At 34.5% G+C, this 20,672-nt stretch carries 20 protein-coding genes; 4 read left to right on the top strand and 16 right to left on the bottom strand.

The features are described 5' to 3' along the window. The 3 genes from G581_RS0107600 to G581_RS0107590 all read right to left on the bottom strand — a co-directional run. Positions 1–2,594: efflux RND transporter permease subunit (locus tag G581_RS0107600; RefSeq protein ID WP_028845315.1), on the bottom strand; the 2,594-nt coding region annotated here is incomplete at its 3' end. Continuing rightward, entirely contained in the window at positions 2,594–3,811 is a 1,218-nt protein-coding gene (locus tag G581_RS11000; RefSeq protein ID WP_156875230.1) for an efflux RND transporter periplasmic adaptor subunit, read from the bottom strand. The genes G581_RS11000 and G581_RS0107600, both read right to left, overlap by 1 nt. Positions 3,812–3,814: 3 nt before the next feature. Then, positions 3,815–4,399, bottom strand: coding sequence for a TetR/AcrR family transcriptional regulator (locus G581_RS0107590; RefSeq protein WP_028845314.1), 585 nt, complete (start codon positions 4,397–4,399; stop codon positions 3,815–3,817). 211 nt (positions 4,400–4,610) lie between these two features. On the opposite strand from G581_RS0107590, the gene G581_RS11700 reads away from it, so the two are divergent. Genes G581_RS11700 through G581_RS10990 form a run of 3 tightly spaced genes read left to right on the top strand, consistent with a single transcriptional unit; the run spans position 4,611 to position 7,287 of the window. Continuing rightward, positions 4,611–5,312, top strand: coding sequence for a lytic transglycosylase domain-containing protein (locus tag G581_RS11700; protein ID WP_083962660.1), 702 nt, complete (start codon positions 4,611–4,613; stop codon positions 5,310–5,312). Beyond that, a complete protein-coding gene (gene nadA / locus G581_RS0107580; protein ID WP_028845313.1) occupies positions 5,294–6,205 on the top strand; it encodes a quinolinate synthase NadA in 912 nt (303 codons plus the stop codon). The genes G581_RS11700 and nadA overlap by 19 nt, the downstream gene beginning before the upstream one ends. A 26-nt stretch (positions 6,206–6,231) precedes the next feature. Beyond that, on the top strand, positions 6,232–7,287 hold the full coding sequence (locus G581_RS10990; RefSeq protein ID WP_051179044.1) for a class I SAM-dependent methyltransferase: 1,056 nt from the start codon (positions 6,232–6,234) through the stop codon (positions 7,285–7,287). Positions 7,288–7,362: 75 nt separating this feature from the next. On the opposite strand, the gene G581_RS10985 is transcribed toward G581_RS10990, so the two are convergent. From G581_RS10985 to hpt, 5 genes are all read right to left on the bottom strand, one after another. Continuing rightward, positions 7,363–7,812 (bottom strand): pathogenesis-related family 1 protein, encoded by a 450-nt coding sequence (locus G581_RS10985; RefSeq protein WP_051179042.1) that lies wholly within the window; start codon positions 7,810–7,812, stop codon positions 7,363–7,365. Positions 7,813–7,922: 110 nt separating this feature from the next. After that, positions 7,923–9,083 carry an acyl-CoA dehydrogenase family protein gene (locus tag G581_RS0107565; protein ID WP_028845312.1) on the bottom strand — a complete coding sequence of 387 codons (1,161 nt, stop codon included), beginning with the start codon at positions 9,081–9,083 and terminating at the stop codon, positions 7,923–7,925. Positions 9,084–9,094: 11 nt separating this feature from the next. Then, a complete protein-coding gene (locus tag G581_RS10980) occupies positions 9,095–10,420 on the bottom strand; it encodes a TldD/PmbA family protein (protein ID WP_051179040.1) in 1,326 nt (441 codons plus the stop codon). Beyond that, positions 10,395–10,763 (bottom strand): 6-carboxytetrahydropterin synthase QueD, encoded by a 369-nt coding sequence (queD, locus tag G581_RS0107555; RefSeq protein WP_028845311.1) that lies wholly within the window; start codon positions 10,761–10,763, stop codon positions 10,395–10,397. Before queD ends, G581_RS10980 begins: the two co-directional genes overlap by 26 nt. Next, positions 10,763–11,287 (bottom strand): hypoxanthine phosphoribosyltransferase, encoded by a 525-nt coding sequence (hpt, locus tag G581_RS0107550; protein ID WP_028845310.1) that lies wholly within the window; start codon positions 11,285–11,287, stop codon positions 10,763–10,765. The genes queD and hpt overlap by 1 nt, the downstream gene beginning before the upstream one ends. Before the next feature lie 126 nt (positions 11,288–11,413). Here hpt and G581_RS0107545 point away from each other — a divergent pair, with 126 nt between their 5' ends. Next, complete coding sequence (locus tag G581_RS0107545) at positions 11,414–12,328, top strand: YbgA family protein (protein WP_028845309.1); 915 nt, start codon at positions 11,414–11,416, stop codon at positions 12,326–12,328. 38 nt (positions 12,329–12,366) lie between these two features. Here G581_RS0107545 and G581_RS0107540 read toward each other — a convergent pair whose 3' ends face one another. From G581_RS0107540 to G581_RS0107505, 8 genes are all read right to left on the bottom strand, one after another. Beyond that, positions 12,367–12,876: a hypothetical protein gene (locus G581_RS0107540; RefSeq protein WP_028845308.1), complete on the bottom strand. Its 510-nt coding sequence runs from the start codon at positions 12,874–12,876 to the stop codon at positions 12,367–12,369. Continuing rightward, positions 12,831–13,817 carry a prepilin-type N-terminal cleavage/methylation domain-containing protein gene (locus tag G581_RS0107535; RefSeq protein ID WP_028845307.1) on the bottom strand — a complete coding sequence of 329 codons (987 nt, stop codon included), beginning with the start codon at positions 13,815–13,817 and terminating at the stop codon, positions 12,831–12,833. The genes G581_RS0107540 and G581_RS0107535 overlap by 46 nt, the downstream gene beginning before the upstream one ends. After that, positions 13,814–14,419, bottom strand: a complete 606-nt coding sequence (locus G581_RS0107530) for a prepilin-type N-terminal cleavage/methylation domain-containing protein (RefSeq protein WP_028845306.1) — start codon at positions 14,417–14,419, stop codon at positions 13,814–13,816. The genes G581_RS0107535 and G581_RS0107530 overlap by 4 nt, the downstream gene beginning before the upstream one ends. Then, positions 14,412–14,867 (bottom strand): pilus assembly FimT family protein, encoded by a 456-nt coding sequence (locus tag G581_RS0107525; RefSeq protein WP_028845305.1) that lies wholly within the window; start codon positions 14,865–14,867, stop codon positions 14,412–14,414. The genes G581_RS0107530 and G581_RS0107525 overlap by 8 nt, the downstream gene beginning before the upstream one ends. Next, positions 14,852–18,613, bottom strand: a complete 3,762-nt coding sequence (locus tag G581_RS0107520; RefSeq protein WP_051179035.1) for a pilus assembly protein — start codon at positions 18,611–18,613, stop codon at positions 14,852–14,854. The genes G581_RS0107525 and G581_RS0107520 overlap by 16 nt, the downstream gene beginning before the upstream one ends. A gap of 7 nt (positions 18,614–18,620) precedes the next feature. Then, a complete protein-coding gene (locus G581_RS10975) occupies positions 18,621–18,908 on the bottom strand; it encodes a hypothetical protein (RefSeq protein WP_051179033.1) in 288 nt (95 codons plus the stop codon). A 92-nt stretch (positions 18,909–19,000) separates the two neighbouring features. Next, on the bottom strand, positions 19,001–19,900 hold the full coding sequence (locus tag G581_RS0107510) for a histidine kinase (protein WP_028845303.1): 900 nt from the start codon (positions 19,898–19,900) through the stop codon (positions 19,001–19,003). Continuing rightward, on the bottom strand, positions 19,897–20,541 hold the full coding sequence (locus tag G581_RS0107505) for a response regulator transcription factor (protein WP_028845302.1): 645 nt from the start codon (positions 20,539–20,541) through the stop codon (positions 19,897–19,899). The genes G581_RS0107510 and G581_RS0107505 overlap by 4 nt, the downstream gene beginning before the upstream one ends. Positions 20,542–20,672 lie beyond the last annotated feature (131 nt).

Here is a 20,672-nt window from a genome sequence, read left to right as displayed (position 1 = left end):
TGTGGTAGCTTTGATACAATCTCTTCCATTGCCTTCATTGCCTCACCTGAACTTCTTCCCTCAGCTGGTTCACCCCATATATTTATGGATGGAAAAGCATTATATCGTTCAAGCCTCGGTGATCCATAAATCCATTTCCCACTGGCTAGAGATGAAAACGGTGTCATCTTTCCATCCTTATTGCGAACATAAAGTCTATTAATGTGTTCTGGTAGCATTCTATAAGGAGCATCTGCTTGTATATAAACCTTTTTGGTTTTTCCTGTTCTTACAAAATCATTAACATAATAACCTCCAAATGCAGAAGATATTGTGTTATGAATTGAATCAATTGGAACACCAAGAGCACCTGCTTTTTCCCAGTCTATATCAACTTTATACTCTGATACATCATCCAGTCCATTGTGTCTTACATTTTTCAATCTTGGATCCTGCTTAGCCATCTGTAAAAACTGATTTCTTGCTTGCATTAGTTTTTCATGACCAAGCCCACCAAGATCTAATAGTTCAAAATCAACACCCGTTGCGTTACCCAGTTCAATTATAGAAGGTGGTGGAAAAACAAATATCTGTGCTTTTTTAATTTGTGAAAAATATTTCATTGCCCTTTGTTGAACAGCCTTTACCCGAAGGTCTGAACTGTCTCTTAAATGCCAGTCTCTAAGATTGACAAAAGCTCTTCCATTCGCCTGTGTCCTTCCACCAAAACCGCTTCCAACAATAAGTGCAATAGTTTCAACAGATTCTTTTTCATAGGTCATAAAGTAATTCTCTACCTCTTCTAATACCTCCTTTGTTTGTTCAAGTGTTGAACCTGATGGTAAATTAACCTGGACAAGGAGTCTTCCCTGATCCTCATCAGGCAGATATCCTGTTGGCAACTTGGTGAGTAATATCCCGAGAGTTACCACAATTGCAATATAAACCACCACATAAAAAATAGAACGTCTGAATGACCCCTCAACCATTTTTGTATAAAAATATCTGCTCTTAAAAAATACTCCATAAAACTTTTCAAAACCTAATCGGAAGAATCTTGCAAGAATTCCTCTCTTTTTTGCTCCTTCTGCATGCTCTGGCCTTAAAAATGTTACACACAGCACAGGAGCCAGTGTTAATGCTATGAACACTGAAAGTAGCATCGCTGATATTATCGTTATTGCAAACTGCCTGTATATAACTCCTGTTGATCCTTTAAAAAATGCCATCGGTGCAAATACTGCTGAAAGCACTACTCCTATTCCTATAAGCGCTGTCGTAATCTGATCCATTGACTTTATAACTGCCTCTCTTACAGGAAGTTTCTCTTCCTGCATTATCCTTTCAACATTCTCTACTACTACTATGGCATCATCAACAAGCAGTCCTATTGCAAGTACCATCGCAAACATTGTAAGCATGTTTATTGAATACCCTGCAAGTCCAAGCACTGCAAATGTCCCAAGTACAACAACAGGAACTGTAATTGTTGGTATCAAAGTTGCACGTATGCTTCCCATGAATAGCCACATAATAAAGAATACCAGTATAATTGCTTCAATTAGTGTTTTTGCAACTTCTTTTATGGCTACCATTGTAAATGGCGTTGTATCATAAAGATAAACAGTCTTTACTCCAGGAGGAAAATTCCTGCTTAGCTCATTCATTTTCTTCTGTATATTATTCGCAATATCAAGAGCATTCGCACCTGGAAGTGGCCTGATTGCAAGACCTGCTGATGGCATTTTTCTCTTTCCATCTGTCTCAGAATAGTATGTTTCAATATCATAGTAGTCTGTACCTAGGTCCACTCTTCCTATATCTTTTACTTTTACTGATGAACCATCAGGATTAACTTTAATAGGAATGGAAGCAAACTCTTCTGGAGTTTTAAGCATGGTTTGAACTATTATAGAAGCATTTAAACGCTGGCCTTTAAGAGCAGGCTGACCACCAAACTGTCCTCCTGAGACTTCTATATTATATGACCTTATTGCAGAGATTACATCATCAACAGTCAGGTTATAACTGACAAGTTTGTTAGGATCAAACCAGACTCTCATTGCATAAGGAAATCCAAACTCTTCAACCTCACCAACTCCCTGAATACGGGCAAGAATTGGTTTAACTATTGATGACATATAATCTCTTAAATCATACGCATCTAGTCTTCCATCCTGAGATACAATTCCAACAACCATGATATAACTTTTTGTTGCTTTACCAACATCAACGCCTCCTCTTTGAACAACCTCTGGAAGTTTTGACATCGCAAGTTGCACTTTATTTTGAACTTTTGACCATGCAACATCTGGATCTGTTCCTGGCTCAAAGGTTAACTCAATACGACATGTTCCTGCTGAATCACTGTAGGCTGATAGATATATCATTTTATCAAGACCTGTCATTTCATTTTCTATTATTTGAGTGACACTGTTTTCAACGGTTTCAGCAGATGCGCCTGTATAAAATGTCCTAACATATATAGAAGGAGGAGCTACAGGAGGATACTGGGCTATGGGAAGTGTATATATTGCAAGACATCCAGCTGCCATTATGGCTATTGCAATAACCCAGGCAAATACTGGACGATCCAGAAAAAATCTTGATAACATTATTGATTGCCTCGATTCTCGGTTTTCTTAGGAGCATAATACACAGCTTTAACAGATATATCTGGCCTTATTTTCTGAAGTCCTTCAATTATTACTAACTCTCCTTCAGATAGTCCTGAAGAAACAAGCCATTTGTTTCCTATTGCTCTGTCAATAACTATAGGTCTTACCTGAACTTTACTCTGCCTGTCAACTATATATACATATGGATTACCTTTAGAATCTCGAAGTACACACTCTTGCGGAAGCAGAATTGCATTTTTATTTACTCCTTCTTTTATTTGAGCTCTAACAAACATCCCTGGTAGCAGTGTGCCTTCAGGATTACGGAATATTGCCCTTAAAATAACTGTGCCAGTACTTGGATCAACTGTTACATCTCTAAACTGTAATAACCCTTCAAGTGAATAAATTGAGCCATCCTCAAGGATAAGTTTTATTTTTTCCTGATCTTCTCCAGCATATTTAATCCTGCCTTCCTCAAGTCGTCTTTTAAGAAGTGCTAACTCTGTTGTGGATTGTGGAATATCAACATAAATTGGATCTAACTGTTGAATTCTTGTAAGTTCCATCTGCTGATATGCTGTAACAAGAGCACCTTCTGTAATATTTGACCTGCCTATTATACCAGTGATTGGTGCGGTAATCCTTGTATATCCTAAATTAATCTGAGCTATTCTAACCTGCGCTTTCCAGTAATCAATATCTGCCTGAGCCTGTTCATACTGAGATTTAATATCATCATACTCCTGCTTGCTGATAGCATTTACTTTAACAAGCTGTCCATAACGTTCAAATCGTGTTTTGATGGATGGTAGATTAGCTTCAGCTTTTGTAAGAGACGCTTTCGCATTATCCAGAGCTGCCTTAAAAGGTTCAGGATCAATCTGATATAAAACCTGTCCTGCATTTACCTTGCTTCCTTCAGTAAATAATCTTTTAAGCAAAATCCCGCTTACCTGAGGTCTGATCTCAGCAACCCTGTATGATGTAGTTCTTCCGGGAAGTTCGGTTATCAAGAGCACCTCTTCTGTCTGTATTTTTATAACAGACACCTCTGGAAGCATGGGCTGGGCCTGTTTCTTTCCGGTCATTTTAATCACAATCCCTGCAATAATTAAAACAGCAATAACAATACAGACAATAACAAATGGCTTTTTTTTGATTTTAAGATTTTTAATATTAAAGCCCTTAATTTTAAATTTTTTAATGTCCATCCTCTAACTCCTATTTTTATTAAACAAACCATACAGAAGAATATTCAGGCATTCTTCCGGGTTAAATAAATTTTCACTATCAACAACAACAGACATAACAAAGCCCCTTGTAATATTTAAAATTATTTTAGCAACTTCTTCAGGATCGTAACTATTACTGAATTCACCTGAAGCAATGCCCTTTTGAATAATATTCTTAATAATTCCCAGTTCTTTCTTAAAAAACTCTTTTTTTATACTTAAGCCAAAAGTAAAACCGTGCTCTTTAGTGTGCATTATTATAAATTCCCTATTTTCTTTTGCATATTCTGCTATATTTTTTATCAAAGCTTTTAATGCATCAACAGGACTTTCAATGCTTTCAACAGGCTTTAAAATTTTTTCAAAAAATTCTTCAATTCTCTTTTTAAGCAAAAATAAAGATAACTCCTCCTTATTTTTAAAATGAAGATATAATCCTCCAATACTTATATTGGCTTCCTTTGCAATCATTCTCATGGTAGCACCATTGTAACCGTATTGAGAAAAGATTTTTTCAGCTACATTGATAATTTTCTGCCTTGACTCATATGCTGAACATTTGTTCATGTAATAAGTTTTTAGTCTATAAAATTTTAATTCCCTATGTCAAGAGATATGGCTAATTTTGACCGATTAAGTTTTAATTTCATATAAAATAAGGCTTTGAAGATCTTTAATATTTTTGTTTTGAAATCTTTCGAAAATTTTATGTTTTTATTTATTTCTCTGAGAAAGTATTTAAATTTGAAATGACATTATTATTTTGATATAATTTAGCATGCATAAATTGTTACAAATTTTTATAATTCTCTTTCTTATTTACAGTAATGCGTGGGCTGATAGAATTTGCTTGAAAATTATAAACGGGCAAGAAGTTTATACAAATTTATGCAATAGAGAAAGCAAAAAAAAATCGATAAAGAAATCTGTAAATTATCGAATGCCAGCCATGAGTCAGACATCTTCCAGTATATCCAGGGAAGAACTTGAAAACATTGTTGAAGAAAAATCAAAGCATTATAGTATGGATTCCAAACTTATAAAAGAGATGATACGGGAAGAATCAGCCTGGAATGTAAACGCTATTTCACCAAAGGGAGCTATGGGAATTATGCAACTTATGCCCTCAACAGCAATGCTTATGGGTGTAAAAAATCCTTATGATCCTGTTGAAAATATCGATGCCGGGATAAGATATATGAAGTATTTGCTTGAAAAGTTTAATGGAGATGTAAATCTTGCTCTTGCTGCATACAATGCAGGGCCAAACCTCGTTGAATCACTCGGCAGAATACCAAATATAGTGGAAACACAGAATTATGTAAGAAGAATATCTTTAAGATACTCAGGAAAGGTTCCGGAATTTTCAAGTTATCCCGGAATTAAAAGATCTTCACCTATAAAAGCTGTTGTCCTGTCCGATGGAACTGTTGTATATACCAACAGGGAGGATATCTATATATGGTCAACGAAACATTAGAAGAAATAAAAAAATTAAAAAAGAAAAGAAATGCTATAATCCTTGCCCATAACTATCAAAAAGAAGAAATTCAAGAAATTGCTGATTTTGTTGGAGACTCTCTTGAACTGAGCAGGACAGCAGCTCAGGTTAAGTGTGATGTCATAGTTTTCTGCGGAGTTCATTTCATGGCTGAAACTGCAGCAATTCTTAACCCGGATAAAACTGTTCTTTTGCCTGAGATTGATGCAGGATGTCCTATGGCAGATACTGTTGATGTTACAGAACTCAAGAAATGGATTAAAAAATATCCTCATGCTCCTGTTATTTCTTATGTAAATACAACAGCAGAGGTCAAGGCTTTAAGTTATGCATGCTGTACATCCGCCAATGCTCCTCAGATAGTAAAAGCAGTTCCTTTTAATTCAATCATATTTGTTCCTGACAAAAATCTTGCTGACTGGGTTAAAAAAAATGTTCCTGATAAAGAAATTATTGTATGGAATGGTTTCTGCCCCACCCATCACATGATAAAGAAAGAAGATGTGCTTCGCGCAAAGGAATCTCATCCAGATGCCCTTGTAGTTGTTCATCCTGAATGCCGTCCAGAAGTTATTGAACTTGCAGATCATGTTGCCTCTACCTCAGGGATGGTGAGATTTACAAAAGCATCTTCTCACAGAGAATTTATAATAGGAACAGAAACAGGACTTCTATACAAGCTTAAAAAAGAAAATCCGGATAAAATTTTCTATCCACTGAAAAAAACCATGATATGCCCAAATATGAAAATAACCACACTGGAAAGTGTTCTGTCTGCCTTAAAAGAAAATAAATATGTAATTAAAGTTTCAGAAGAACTCCGAATAAAAGCAAAACAAGCTGTTGACAGAATGCTCACTCTGGTTTCTTAGTTACAGCATTAACCTCATAGCCAGAAATGAAGCTTAAAGATATAATCATTGAAAGAATTAAAAAAAATGGTCCAATTCCCTTTGATGAATTCATGAACATGGCTCTTTACTATCCGGAAGCTGGATACTATACCAAATCTGATTTAAAAATCGGAAGGCAAGGAGATTTCTTCACAGCATCTCATCTTGGAAAAGTTTTTGGGTTAATCTTAAGCAAACAGATAAAACTGATGTGGGGAAAAATGGGCTGTCCGGATGAGTTTGCAATTACTGAAATAGGACCTGGGATGGGATATCTTGCAGAAGATATTATGGAAGAGCTTTTATATAATGAAAATGATAAACATAGTTTTCAATACTATCTGATAGAAATAAATCCTCATCTGGAAAATACACAGAGAGAACGATTAAAAAAATATCACGGAAAAATATTCTGGTATGACTCCATAGATAAATTAGAGGAATTTCAGGGTGTTTTAATCTGTAATGAGATATTTGATGCTTTTCCTGTGAGAGTTTTTGAAATCAGAAATAATAAGGTCTTTGAAGTTTATGTGAGATTAAACACAGAAGAGTTCACTGAAGAGTTAAAACCTGCAAGGCAAGATACAGTGGAGTATATCAATGAATTCGCTCCCTGGATTTTAGAGATAGATGGATACCGTTCTGAGATAAATCTTGCGATGAAAGAGTTCATTAAAACAATATATAAAATGATGAAAAGAGGATTTGTATTAATTTTTGATTATGGATGGAGTAATGAAGAATATTACAGTTATGAACGAAAAAAAGGCAGCCTGCTCTGTTATTATAAACACAGCGTAAATGAAAACCCTTATGTAAATCTTGGTGAGCAGGACATTACTGCCCATGTTAATTTTACAGCATTAAAAAAATGGGCTGAACAGGCTGGATTTAATGTTGATTTATACCTATCACAGAGTAAATTTTTAATCTCTCTATGCGATGAGCCTCTGCTTGAACAACTCCAGAAAGAGGATTTAATACAGAAATTTAAAAGACTTGTACTGCCATCTGGGATGGGAGAATCACACAGAGTTATGATTCTATCAAAATTATAAGCCACATCAATCAATCTCAGAATTCAACTATAATCTCTCTTGAACTTTTCATACGCCTTTGTCACTGAATATTGCTTAATAAGGTCTTTTATTGAGTATATTACCCGCAGGCCTGTAATTACAGACCCAGATTTCTTCTGTATTACTGCATCTAGCCTTTGCACATCCTACTTCTCTGGTATCTCTCCATACAATCTGAGTGTAATGCCCGCAGCTTTTACCAGCTCTGCAACTGTTAGTTGAATAATCATAATAAAATTTTTCCGCTGCCCAGTAGTCAACAACTATTTTTGCAGTTGCATTATAGTTTGCCCAGAAGATGTTTTCTCCAAAATCATTATCACTGTGAATCATTTTACATCCATACTGCCTGCTCAATTTATAAGCCCAGTCCTGAGCAACTCTTTCAAGCTCTGATGCCCATTTAAGTTCAGCCACACCAACCTGTTTTCGCCACAGATTATGTTCATCCAATAATTCCATTTTCTCTCTTGATGTTAGCTCTATTGAATAGCTTTGTGGCATAGAAATATTTTGAAAGCTCGAGCAACTGATCGAACAGAGCCAAAAAATCATCGCTATAAGGAATATTGAATAATATCCTGAATTTAAAAATTTCAAAAACAATATCCTGATTAAAAACCCGCTTTTGTAAGTTCCTTTATTATTGCCTGCCCGATTACATTTCTCTGAATCTGATTGGTGCCCTCGTAAATTTGAAGTATCTTTGCATCCCGCATCATTTTTTCAACAGGATAATCTTTCATATATCCAGAGCCTCCCATAACCTGAACAGCATCAACTGTTACTTTCATGGCAACATCAGTGGCAAATGTTTTTGCCATTGCTGATGCTTTTGTAATATCCTTTGCTCCAGAGTCAATGTACCTTGCAACTGAATAAATGAGTGCTCTAGCTGCCTCAATCTGAATTGCCATATCAGCAAGCATATGCTGAATTGCCTGAAAACTTATCACAGGCTGGCCAAACTGTACTCTCTGTTTGGCAAACTTTGCAGCCTCTTCAAATGCACCCTGTGCAACTCCAAGTCCCTGGGATCCAACACCAACACGGCTTTGATCAAGTGTTTTCATTGCAACAATAAAGCCCATACCTTCTCTGCTCAGCATATTTGACTGTGGAATTCTGCAATCTTCAAATATTAATTCTCTTGTTGCTGATGCTCTTATTCCCATTTTATTTTCTTTCTTGCCAAAACTAAAACCAAGAGTTCCTTTTTCAACAATAAAAGCTGATGCACCACGAGCTCCCTTTGCTTTATCTGTAAGAGCAATAACTGTATAAATTTCGGCTTCTCCGCCATTTGTAATCCACTGTTTCCTGCCATTAAGCACATAATGATCTCCGTCTTTTACCGCAGTTGTCTGAATCCCTCCTGCATCAGAACCAGCGTTTGGCTCTGTAAGAGCAAAAGCAACCAGTCTTTTCCCATCAGCTATGTCCGGTAAATACTTTTTCTTTTGCTCATCTGTTCCAAAAAGAAGAATTGGATAAGTTCCCAGTGCATTTGCAGCATAAGTAGTTGATACTCCAAGACAAATACGAGACAGCTCTTCAACTACAAGACAGAGTTCAAGTGCACCTGTACCAAGCCCTCCGTATTCCTCCGGAACAAAAACCCTGAACATATCTGCCTGAGCAAGAATTTTCATAACCTCCCATGGAAACTCACCTGTTTCATCCAGCTCTGCCCGAACAGGAAGAATATGCTCCTCAGCAATCTGTCTTGCCAGCTCTTTTATCATTTTTTGTTCTTCAGTTAAAAAATAATCCACTGCTTCCTCCTTTAACCAGATATATCTATGCCCCCTACAAGGAGGGTCGGTGAACCAAAGTTTCCAAAGAATGTTAAGTCATTACCCAAAGCCACTGTATTCTGAAAGAGTTCCCTCACATTGCCAGATACAACCACTTCCCTTACTGGATATTTCATCTGTCCATCCTCTATATAAACTCCTGAAATCCCAACTGAAAAATCTCCGCTTACAGGATTTGCGGTATGCATTCCCATAACTTCAACAATATAGACTCCTTTTTGGACTTTCCTGACTAACTCATCTCTGCTTAGTTTTTGTTCTTCTGTATCAATATAAAGATTTGATGGTCCCACTGAGATTCCTCTATCTGTTCTGACAGCATTTCCTGTGGAACTACTACCAGACCGCTTTGCAGTATAGGTGTTGTGTAAAATTAAATTCAGAACGCCTTTTTCTATCAAAATTTTTCTTGATGTTGGAACTCCTTCGTCATCAAATGCAGATGAACCAAATTTCTGTGGAATCGTTCCATCATCTACAATTTTCAATTTTTCATTAATCACTGGATGTCCAATTTTATCAATAAAAAGAGACTTACCCGTCAGATAGTTCTCCGCAGATAGAGAATGACTAATAAGCTCAAGAAATTCACATGCAACATAAGGGTCTAAAACTGCAAAACCCTTAAAAGGACTGATTCTCTGAGGATTGAGAAGCATTAATGCTTTACTGGCTGCTTGTCTGCCTATATCTTCAAAGTTAATATTTTTCAAAAATCTTTCTGTTCTGTAAGCCCAGCCCATTTGAGAATCTCCATCTTCAGCAACTGCAATTATATAGCTATTTATGGAGGTCAAAGACTGAAAAACCGAAATTCCATTTGAATTTATAATACCTCTTTCTTCAATTGCAAGATCTATTTCTGCATTTCTAAGTTTCTTAATTCTGCTGTCAAAAAGTGTAGATTTCTGCATATCAATTAATATTTGAGGCAATGAGTCTTTTATCTCTATGAGTTGCTCATCAAAGAGTTCCACGTCCTTTACAGGCTCTGGATGTGGAAGACTCAAAAAATCATCTACATCAGAGATCAGGGCAAGTTTGATGGCTGATTCAAAAGCATTCGGAATTTTATTTATATCGCTACAGGTTGCAAATCCAGCTTTTTTGTCCTTGATTACTCTTATTGAAAAATGAAATCTTATCGCATCCTTTTGTTTATCAATTTCTAAATTCTTACCCTCTACTGAATAGGTTTTTCTATTGAAAAAATAAATCTCCCAATCAGCATTAATTGAGGGAATTTTTTGTTTTATCAAATTTAAATAATTATTCCATATATGTTGCTGATGCATGGTCAGACTCCCAGACAGTAACACTGTAAAGCATTACTGATGTATTGGCAAATTTATTTCGTAGTGCCATATATATCCATCTTGCTATGTTTTCACTTGAAGGATTTATAACTGTAAATGGAGGGATTTCATTGATGAAAGTATGGTCAAGTTTAGAAATTACTCCGTCTGTTATGTTTTTTAATTCTTTAAAATCAATGGCTAAACCGATTTGATTGAGATTTTCCGCCATTACTTCTACTTCAACCTTCCAGTTATGTCCGTGAATATTCTCACACTTTCCCTTATATCCTCTCAGTTGATGAGCTGCGTCAAAATCTGTTATGATTCTAAGCTTATACATCACTTAAGTTCCTTTTTGAATACTGTTATATATGGAAGATTTCTGAACATCTCATGATAATCAAGCCCGTAGCCCACAACAAATTTATTTGGAATTTTAAATCCCACATAATCAACATGAACATCAACCACTCTTCTTTCTGCTTTATCCAGGAAAACACATATCCTAAGGGAAGCCGGATTCATTGCAAGAATTCTATCCTGTATAATTTTTAAAGATATCCCCGTATCAATAATATCATCAACGAGCAGTATATCTTTGTCCTCTAATTCTTCTGTTGGAAAGTAATGAATTTTAACCTCTCCAGAAGATACATCTTTTACATAGCTTGATGCCATAATAAAATCTACTCTCACAGGAGTCTTAATATATCTGATAAGATCAGAAAAAAACATAAATGATCCTTTCAGAATGCCAATTACAACTACATCCTTATCTTTGTAATCTGAAGATATTTTATGTGCAAGGGCTTTAACTTTTTTTTGAATCTGTTCTTCTGAAATAAGCGGAGTTCCTATAAACATAGTGTGTTATTATAACAAAAAGTTTTATTTAAATCTATTCAAGTTCTCCTTTAATTTGTACATAAAAATAGCTTAAGAACGATAGATATGATTAATGGATTTGCAAAATATACTACAATATAATCTATGATTAAACCAAGAATAGTTCTGAGCAGATGCTTTCTAAAACCTGTAAGATATGATGGTAGAATTATTCATGATGAATTCGTGGAAAAACTGAAAGATTTTGTTGAAGTTGTTGATTTATGTCCTGAATGTGATATTGGACTTGGAGTTCCACGTTCAAAAATTATTCTCGTAAAAAACAATAACTCAAAAAAACTCATCCAGCCAGACACTGATAAAGATTTAACAGAACAAATGTTTAATTATATTGATAGAACGATCAAAAATCTCAACCAGATTGATGGATTTCTGTTAAAAAGCAAATCTCCTTCATGTGCCGTGGGTTCAGCAAAACTTTATTTTAAAGGAATGGTGTGTGGCAAAACATACGGATTTTTTGCAGAGGCATCAAAAACTCATTTTCCTTACTTACCTATTGAAGATGAAGGAACGTTGAAAAATAATGATGTAAGATTCCACTTTCTTGTAAGGATCTTTGCTTTTGCTGAGTTAAAACAAATACATAAAAATATTTCAATCTCATCCCTGATAGATTTTCACTCAAGATACAAATATCTTCTTATGACATACAGTCAAAAGTCTCTTAAAGAACTTGGAAGAATTGTGGCTGATGCATCTATGAATACCAACGAAAAGTTTAATAGATACAGCAAAATATTCTATCAAACATTAAAAAAGAAAACATCACGTGGTAGACATCTAAATAGTTTAATGCATATTTCAGGGCATCTGTCAGAACAGCTCAATCATGAAGAAAAAAGAGAGATTCTTGATTTAATTGAGAAATATAAAAATAATTTCATAGAACTCAAAGTAATAATAAAACTTTTCAGAAACATGGCATATAGTTCTAGAAATAGTTATATCTTAAATCAAAAATATCTGAATCCGTTTCCAGATGAAATTGATATATAAAGAATCATCGAATTATGTGCAATGTATCTTGACAGGACTTACCTTGCGTAAACAGCTTCTATACGAGAGTGAGTGTCCTGAGGACCTTTTGCTTCAGAAATGATTGTAAACCAAAGCCAATATGCAAATACACCGCCACCTGAACCGCTGCCTATAACTCTTTCCTTCCCAAAACCAGTCTTAAATGCTCCTCTACCTCCATAACATACCTGAATATCGTTATCAAAAGTGCCACTTGTATTTTCTAACTTAAATTTTAACTGTATGCTATCACAAACTCCAGCGATTACATCTCCATTTAATGCTTTAGAATACATTTCAAATACTTTTGTAGCTATTCCATAATGCACTCCACCTGCTGCTGCATCCCGAATTGATGCATATGTTTTTATGGTTTGAGAAGAACCAAAAAGTTTTGTAAGAGCAAAATAAAGACCTGCAAGAGCAAGCAATGCAAAAAGTGCAATAAGTATTGCTGAAATGAGAGCAATACCTGACTGATTTACTGATAGTTTCTTAAAGCTATATCCTGTTCTATAACTTTCCATCTATACCACCTTCCTGTATCATTCCACCATGAATTATCTATTGCTGGCCCTCCAGCACAATTATCACTAAAGTTTGGAGGAGCAGTAACAGTATCCTGTCTTACACCAATCTGAAGTACCATACAGAGGCGCAAAAGCTTAACTTTTTTAAGCTCAATATCTGATGAATCAAATGTATCCTGATAAATAATAGAACCTCCTTGAACCATTCCAGTACGAATTCTAAAGTTTAATACACACGAAACAATAGGCTCTGCATTATAACCGGAAGACCCTGAAGTTCCAAGAGTTTTAATAAGGTTATATATTTTTTGTTTGTTATTTGCTGGAGCACACTCTTTTGGTAATTTATTGTCTGTCAGATAATAACTAACCATAAATGCTTGAGGATAATTATATCTGTCATCATTAGTAGCATAAAATGCCAATCCTGTCATGCCACTTAAATCACTGCATAAAGAATCTATACATTGATCCTGCTGTGTTATGATTTCTTTACTTACTGGATCCAAAACAATATACCATGCAGATGGAAACTGACAGTCCTGTCCCATAAAATTTTTACTCTTAATTGTTAGACTTCCATTGGTTAATGCTGCCCAGCATCCTGATAACGTTTCCTGTCTTGCAGCAACAGATGGAAAAGTCAAAGTATCTCCGGTCAAACTATTTGATGTAATTGAGGTTAAAGTTAAATTATCATTATCAATTCCAAACCCTGCAGCTTCAATATCTTTTACAATCTGGCTAATAAGAACTGCTGCATCCTGCTCCTGCTTTGCAACAAAATGTCTGGTAGCATTTTCTCTGGCTATAAACTTATAAGCAGAAAGAATTCCTCCTGCAAGAATTCCCATTATAGCAATAACAATTAAAATCTCAATTATTGAATAACCTTTTTGTTTGACAAAAATTTTCACTGAACTTATTCGTATTATCATTTTTTTTCCTTAATAACAATCGCAGTGATAATTTTATAATCATTTGTAAACGGCTCAAAATACCATACCATAACTAATGCTGATTTGCCTGCTTCTCTGCCATAATCATCTGTAAGCCTTGCAATATTTATAGCAGAGTATATACGTCTATCAGAAAATCCTTCATAAGTGCATATGGGAAGATCAGTTGGGCAATAGCTACCTCTACAGCTACATAACGCATTTACAGTATCCGCTGAAGGATAAAGTCTTAAATTTGACGACAGAGAACCAAGTGGATTTGTAACAGTTGGTGTTCCGGGGCTATAAAAATCAACCTCATCTTGAAAAAAACTACAATTAGTAGAACTGCATTGAATACTTGCCCATGAACTGTTATTTGCATATAGTATCGATTGAGTACCGCTGTCTTCACTTACATATGGAAGACTTTCAATATAATTTGTCATCTGCTGTGCTAGCTCTGTTGCTCTGTCTTTCATTTTTGCCCTTATAGAGAACTTATTATACTCAAGAACTCCTTTTAAAAATCCAAGCATAACAATGAGAACAATCAACATGGCAACAATTAACTCAATAAGCGTAAATCCTTTGTTATTCAATTTTTATTCTTCCATATTTTGAAATATTTACAATTTTCTGCGAACCCAGATTGTTTGTAAGTGTTATACCGTCCATACCCAGTCCGCAATTATTACTTAAGGGATATCCTCTCCTGTCAAAAACGCTTATAACCCTTTTTGTAGAAGAAATACCTGAAATAAAAGACTTTGCCTCCACAATAGTGTCGTTGTCAAAAGTACAATTACCATTATTGTCTATAAAAATCGTATAGTTATTAACATTGATAACAATTCCATGAGGTTGTTTTGCAATGGATTGAGATTTTATCCATCCCAGTTCATCAGCAAGCATATTTGTCTGCCTCATAAGCTCTCGACCTGCTTTATGTTTTGTATATTCAGATACTCCGACATACATAAGGATTGATAAAATTGCTATAGTTATTAACAGTTCAAGAATGCTGAATCCTGCTACTTTTCTATCCATGATATAAATTTTCCCTGAACTAAAAATGACGGATTAAATAACTGAGTAATTGATCCAGAAGATGTCTGAATAATTAACTTTCCAGTTGACAGAGTTTGGAATGGTTGTCCTAACGGTGGAACACCCTGTGCAATTATTTGATTAATAACTATTGTACTTTGTGGCTCATTCAAAAAAGTATAATAGAATGAAATATATCTTGTTTTCCCTGAATATTCACATATACCTCCTGGAGGGATAAAAACCAGGCTATTTACCATTTCTGTATAAACAAATGGTTGAGAAATTATTGCTTCGCCGCTCAATCCATAATACCATCCATTTGTAACATTAACAGTATTACTAAGCTGGGTTTGATTATAAGTAATGTCTGTTAAAGCACACCCACTTTGATCACATATACATTCTTTTTCAGTTAAATAAGGTACAGTAGTCGCAGTAGAAAGTACAGATGCTACATTAATCAAGTCATTTTTTGTAAAAGCGGAACCTGTTGTGTTCCAATATGGGTCTTTATATCCTATTAGATAATTTGTATAAGGAATACTTTTGTCATCGTTATTCAAAAACTTACCGGTTCCAAAATATACCCATACATTATTGGAGACATCCATAGTAAAAGCAGGAGCTGCAAAAACCGGTGGTTGATAATTACCAGTTTTAAATGTAGAAAGGTCCACAGCGTTTTGAATATCAGAATTTTGCAGACCAGTTATTGTTTTATAACTAGTTCCACTTTTTAAAGATATTCTATAAAAATTTCCCCATACAGGATTATTTGTACTCTTACCATATACTCCAAAATAAATAGTATCATCTTGATAGTCATCATCTACATCAATATTATTTATATCTCCCACTGCTACCGTAGCAGAACCTGTCTTTAAAGTTAAATTGTTGTCTAAAGAGCCTGTCTTTAAATTATAAAAATAAATTTTTGCAGTATTTAAATAGCTAGAACCATCAGGATCTGAAGGACCTGTTCCTAACACAACATACCAGGTACCATTTGTACTGCTATCTCCAAGCCTTACAATAGATGGGAACGAAGTTGTAAGAGTGTTATCTGGTAAAGATTGTTCCCATAAAAGGGTTGGATAAGTTGATGAACCATTCATCCAATCAGTAAGGTCTAATACAAAAATTGAAGAACTGTAAACGCTTCCAGATCCCAGATCAATTTTTTTACCTCCGAAACCCATTACCCCAACCAGAAGTGTTCTCCAGCTTGATTGTGATTTTGTATCTCCAGAATTTCCATTAATTGAAGCATCAAATACCATAGTTCTATAATCCACAGTTGGAACATGACAGTAGTCATTATGACCATACCATATCAGATAAGGAATGGCATTCTTAGGTATAAATGCCCATTCTTCTTGTCCAATTTTGTCTGTTCCAGTATCGTTTGGTGCATTTTGAAGTTTTGCGGGATATTCAGGATCTGTCTGATTAACAACTGTTCCAACTCTGAATGCATGGAGCATTCCATCATTTGCACCAACAAAAGAAAAGCTTGCTCGAGCTTTGTAATTAGAATCAGTTATATATGATAAATAAGTTGTATCTCCATAACGCAAATGATAATAATTTAGTGGTTTATCTGAACTAACAGAAGGGGTCGAATTAATTATATCCCCGAGTTTCCAGGTGGTTGACTGATCATTTCCACAGAAAGATTTTATATTAAGCTCTCTTGGCCTTTGTACATAAGGAAGAGAGTTACAAGAAGAATCTTTTGGATTATCTCCACTAATATATCTTATTATACATTTTGCTTTATTAGAATCTATTGTAGAATCAATAAGAGTCCAGATTCCACTAAAATATGCTGCGGTATCATTAGAAACCTCATTTGAACTAAAAATATTAGCCAATGTGCCATCTTTATTAAATAATATTGTCCTATCTTTATTGTCTCTTTTTGCCAGCACACATCCGCTATTAAAAACTGAAACAGCTTGATCTATTGAAACAGCATCACCAGCAGTACATACATTAACATCGGTAATTTTTGCAACTTTACTATCTCCTGCAGAGTCAACAAAAAACTGTATAATTAAGTCTAAACTATTAGTTGCAAGATCAAGGATTTGATTTGCGATAGTGTCTTCTCTTATATGACCTGTTAAATCAATCCAGAAGCTTCGCAAAAATCCAAGCCATCCTATCTCTGTTCCGTCATCTTTCAAATATTTTGGATAAAAATAGGGCTGAATTATAAGACTGGATATTTCTGTTCTTGATGCAAGTGTTGCAACAGTAGAACCCGATGATACTCTTCTCAGGATATCAAATAAAGCACTTCTTATAGCATCTTTTATTTCAGACGCATCTGAGGCGGAATAGAAAGTATCAGGTTTTCCATCATTGTCTTTATCCCAGTCCATCGATGAAGCAGGAAGCTCAGTACACGAACTGCCTTTACCACAATTTGGACTAGAACAACAATCATCTATATGATCGCACTCTTCAGTTGGATAGCCATTTAAGTTATCAGGCCAATTTTTGCTTCTATTAAATGATCCATACATTGCAACATTTTTAAGCGATTTTTCTCCAGAACCTCCGAGCCATAATCCTATTCCATAGACAGCTTCAACATAAGAATCGACCTTTGTTTTAGAGTTTGTGAATCCTTTTTTATGAAGCCAGTACGCTGGCACAACAGGATCTGCTGAGTTAGACTCGTATCCAGTATCTATTGTACAAGTGGATTTTCCACCACCATAATTCCACTGTCCATCTGTAAGAAGGATTACAAAATTTTTTGCACATGGAACAGATTTAAATTCACTACCACTACAGACTCCGTCTTGATTTTCGTCAAAACACTGATACATTGGATTTTTCCATTGATCTCCATTGCCCTGTTGAGGGGTAAAGCCATTATATTTAGGCGTGTTTTGAGCAAAATAGTTATAAGCATCCCATAACGCTGGAGCAGTTGGCGTTCCACCGTTGGGAGATTCATCATTTATTGTTGAAATTAAATTTTTATATGGATTAACTCCATCAAAATTGGAACTTGAAGTAAAATCACCAATATAAACTTTATTATTTCTAACACCCGTATCACTAAAAAACATTACACCAAGTCTTGGTTGCAGACTTAATTTTTTAAATTGCATGGCTAAACTATCATTAATTCTATTCCATGGAACTCGTACTCTTTCTCCTGATTCTTCTGACTCAAGAGTACAACCATAGTCATCACAATCTAAATTAGCGTTTGGTTGTCCGTAAAGCTCTGGATCACATTTTTTTGGATCCCTATTATTACATGAAGTTAATCTTCCTCCTGTTATTGCCCATCTAACAAGATCAACTCTTCTCATATAATGAAAATTAAGACATGCACCCTTGTATTGATTTTTTTTATCTATACTACTTGCTCTTTTAGGACAAGGTGTAACACTTCCAGTAGTTACTTCCCAGTATCTTTTTGTTGAATTATATTTATAAATCTTATCAGGTTCAAAGTATCCTTCTTCTGTCCCTTTGTATGTCCATCCACATCCAGACTTTGAATCACAGCAATATGTCCCATCACTCTTAGGATTATAAGCACACCATAACATTGAACCACTTACATCTATTACAAATAATACATTTGGCGCAGCGATCTGACCAATTGAAGGAGGTACATAACAGTAATCAGACATCACGCTTGATCCTATAGAAGGCGTTTCTTTTATCAAAAATGAAACAATAAACAATATAATTAAATATACGAGTTTCTTCATAATAACCTCAATTTAAATCTAAAAGAGGCGTTGTTATGCTGTGAGTCTTAAAATTATCGCAGTGATTTGAATCAATTGCAAAATCAACTGTTTTATTAATAAGTAATTGTTTTGGTAAACCTTTTTGCGTTATAAATTCTCTTACTCCTTTACATGAACTGTTAATTACATCAATTCTTATTTTGCCTGTATCAGGCTCATAGTTAATTACAGTACCTGTAAGATACAGTTCATCAACAGCCAAAAGCATAGCTGGAAGAAAGATAACAGCAATTAATATTAAAGCTTCTTTCATGTTTTATATTCTACTCAATCACAATTCAAAAAATCGTGAGAATTCTGTGAGCGAAAGATTGATTTATAAAAACAACTTGCAATAAAACGCTATTATCTCTTTTGGAAGTCTATCAGAACGAGGAAATGGTCAGTCTTTGCACGATATTTGAAATTCAACCCAATTTTTTTTGATAAAAAATTCACTATTTGAAGACCAACACCAGCACCTTTACTGACATCTGAGATGTCATTCCTTATTGCAATGGCGTTATTAAAGATCTTGATATGAACCTTATTGTCTGCATATTTAAAGCTGTTGTCAAGCAGTAAAAAAATTATTGTTTCAAAAGTTTCAGGGTTTGTTTCTAAAAAAACATCTCTTGCAGTTATTCTGACTGTTTGTTCTGTATAAAACTTTGAAACAGTATTTAATAACATCTGTTTCACATTGACCTTTTCTCTGTTTTTTGAAAGAAAAGGCAGTTTTTTTATTGTATCCATTGTCTTTTTTATCTCGTCGTTTAAAAGATTACACTGACTGCAAAGTCTATCAAAAATTGCTTGGTCTGGTTTTATTTTCAATATCTCTATATTTATTTTTATTACAGAGATAAAGTTGCCTATTTTATGGGAAAGAACAAAAATAAGCAGTGTCAGAAAGTCCTCTGTTTCCCTTTCCTTTTTAACCATTACAATTAAAACTCTATAGAAAAGAAAAAGTAAAATCAATACAAGTATAGACTCCCATATGAGCAGAGTTTTTGAATACTCTTTTAAGCGTTGATGAGCATAGCTTCTGTCCATCATGAGTTCATTTTGGTAGTTTTTTATATGAGCAGGTAATGGATAGGTCTTATTTAGTTTGAGAATTTCTTGATAGACCGCGATGATTTCTTTTTCATTTCTCTGTTGCTGTTCGATAAAAAAATATAAGGTTACAAAGTTTATGACTGTAAGTGCAGTAATCACTGCTACAACAAGGGTTATAAAAAGTCTTGTCTGAAAACTCAAATTAATCTGTATCCTCTTCCTTTATAAGTCTGTATTGAATCTGGTGGCAGTATTTTTCTAAGCTCCTTTATATAGGTTCTTACTATCTCATCTCCCACTGCCTTACCTGACCAGACATAATTAAGAATTGTTTCTGTATCAACAATATCTCTTCTTTTTTTAATAAGAAGAATGAGTAAATCCCATGCGGTTTTTGAGATTTTTATTTCTTCATCACCCTTTTTAATTGTTTTTGCATCAGTATTTATGGTTAGATCTCCTATTGTAATAATACTGTCTATGCGTTTTCTTTTACTTAACGCCTTTATCCTTAGAATAAGTTCCTTTGGTTCAAATGGTTTAGTAAGATAATCATCTGCTCCCCTTTGAAAGCAAACTTCTTTATCCTTTAAAGAATTTTTAGCAGTTAATACCAGAATTAGTGTTTTTATCCCTTGACTTCGAATCAAAGAAATAATATCTTCTCCTCGACTGAAACTCAAAATAAGATCAAGAACTATTACATCAAAATCATAAACTTTTAACAGGTTATTAATGTTTCTTTCATCCCATAACCAGACTGTTTCTATTTTATTAAGCTCAAAATAATTTTTAAGAGACTGTCCGAGTTCTTTATCATCTTCTATTAAAAGAATTTTCATAACTTGAATAATACAATAAAATGGCTGATTTTTCAATAAAGATACGATAAGTAGGTATGTTAAAAATATTTTGAATGGTTATAAAAAAACAGGGAGCATATTATATAGTATGCTCCCTGTTTGAATACAAA

Source organism: Thermodesulfovibrio thiophilus DSM 17215, from assembly GCF_000423865.1.
GTDB lineage: Bacteria > Nitrospirota > Thermodesulfovibrionia > Thermodesulfovibrionales > Thermodesulfovibrionaceae > Thermodesulfovibrio > Thermodesulfovibrio thiophilus.
This window is presented reverse-complemented; position numbering and strand designations above follow the sequence as displayed.

Excerpts from the sequence above, each read along its gene's own strand:
- G581_RS11000 (WP_156875230.1), bottom strand. The coding sequence starts at position 3,811 with ATGGACATTAAAAAATTTAAAATTAAGGGCTTTAATATTAAAAATCTT.
- G581_RS0107590 (WP_028845314.1), bottom strand. The coding sequence starts at position 4,399 with ATGAACAAATGTTCAGCATATGAGTCAAGGCAGAAAATTATCAATGTA.
- G581_RS11700 (WP_083962660.1), top strand. The coding sequence starts at position 4,611 with ATGCATAAATTGTTACAAATTTTTATAATTCTCTTTCTTATTTACAGT.
- nadA (WP_028845313.1), top strand. The coding sequence starts at position 5,294 with ATGGTCAACGAAACATTAGAAGAAATAAAAAAATTAAAAAAGAAAAGA.
- G581_RS10990 (WP_051179044.1), top strand. The coding sequence starts at position 6,232 with ATGAAGCTTAAAGATATAATCATTGAAAGAATTAAAAAAAATGGTCCA.
- G581_RS10985 (WP_051179042.1), bottom strand. The coding sequence starts at position 7,812 with ATGCCACAAAGCTATTCAATAGAGCTAACATCAAGAGAGAAAATGGAA.
- G581_RS10980 (WP_051179040.1), bottom strand. The coding sequence starts at position 10,420 with ATGCATCAGCAACATATATGGAATAATTATTTAAATTTGATAAAACAA.
- queD (WP_028845311.1), bottom strand. The coding sequence starts at position 10,763 with ATGTATAAGCTTAGAATCATAACAGATTTTGACGCAGCTCATCAACTG.
- hpt (WP_028845310.1), bottom strand. The coding sequence starts at position 11,287 with ATGTTTATAGGAACTCCGCTTATTTCAGAAGAACAGATTCAAAAAAAA.
- G581_RS0107545 (WP_028845309.1), top strand. The coding sequence starts at position 11,414 with ATGATTAAACCAAGAATAGTTCTGAGCAGATGCTTTCTAAAACCTGTA.
- G581_RS0107540 (WP_028845308.1), bottom strand. The coding sequence starts at position 12,876 with ATGGAAAGTTATAGAACAGGATATAGCTTTAAGAAACTATCAGTAAAT.
- G581_RS0107535 (WP_028845307.1), bottom strand. The coding sequence starts at position 13,817 with ATGATAATACGAATAAGTTCAGTGAAAATTTTTGTCAAACAAAAAGGT.
- G581_RS0107525 (WP_028845305.1), bottom strand. The coding sequence starts at position 14,867 with ATGGATAGAAAAGTAGCAGGATTCAGCATTCTTGAACTGTTAATAACT.
- G581_RS0107520 (WP_051179035.1), bottom strand. The coding sequence starts at position 18,613 with ATGAAGAAACTCGTATATTTAATTATATTGTTTATTGTTTCATTTTTG.
- G581_RS10975 (WP_051179033.1), bottom strand. The coding sequence starts at position 18,908 with ATGAAAGAAGCTTTAATATTAATTGCTGTTATCTTTCTTCCAGCTATG.
- G581_RS0107505 (WP_028845302.1), bottom strand. The coding sequence starts at position 20,541 with ATGAAAATTCTTTTAATAGAAGATGATAAAGAACTCGGACAGTCTCTT.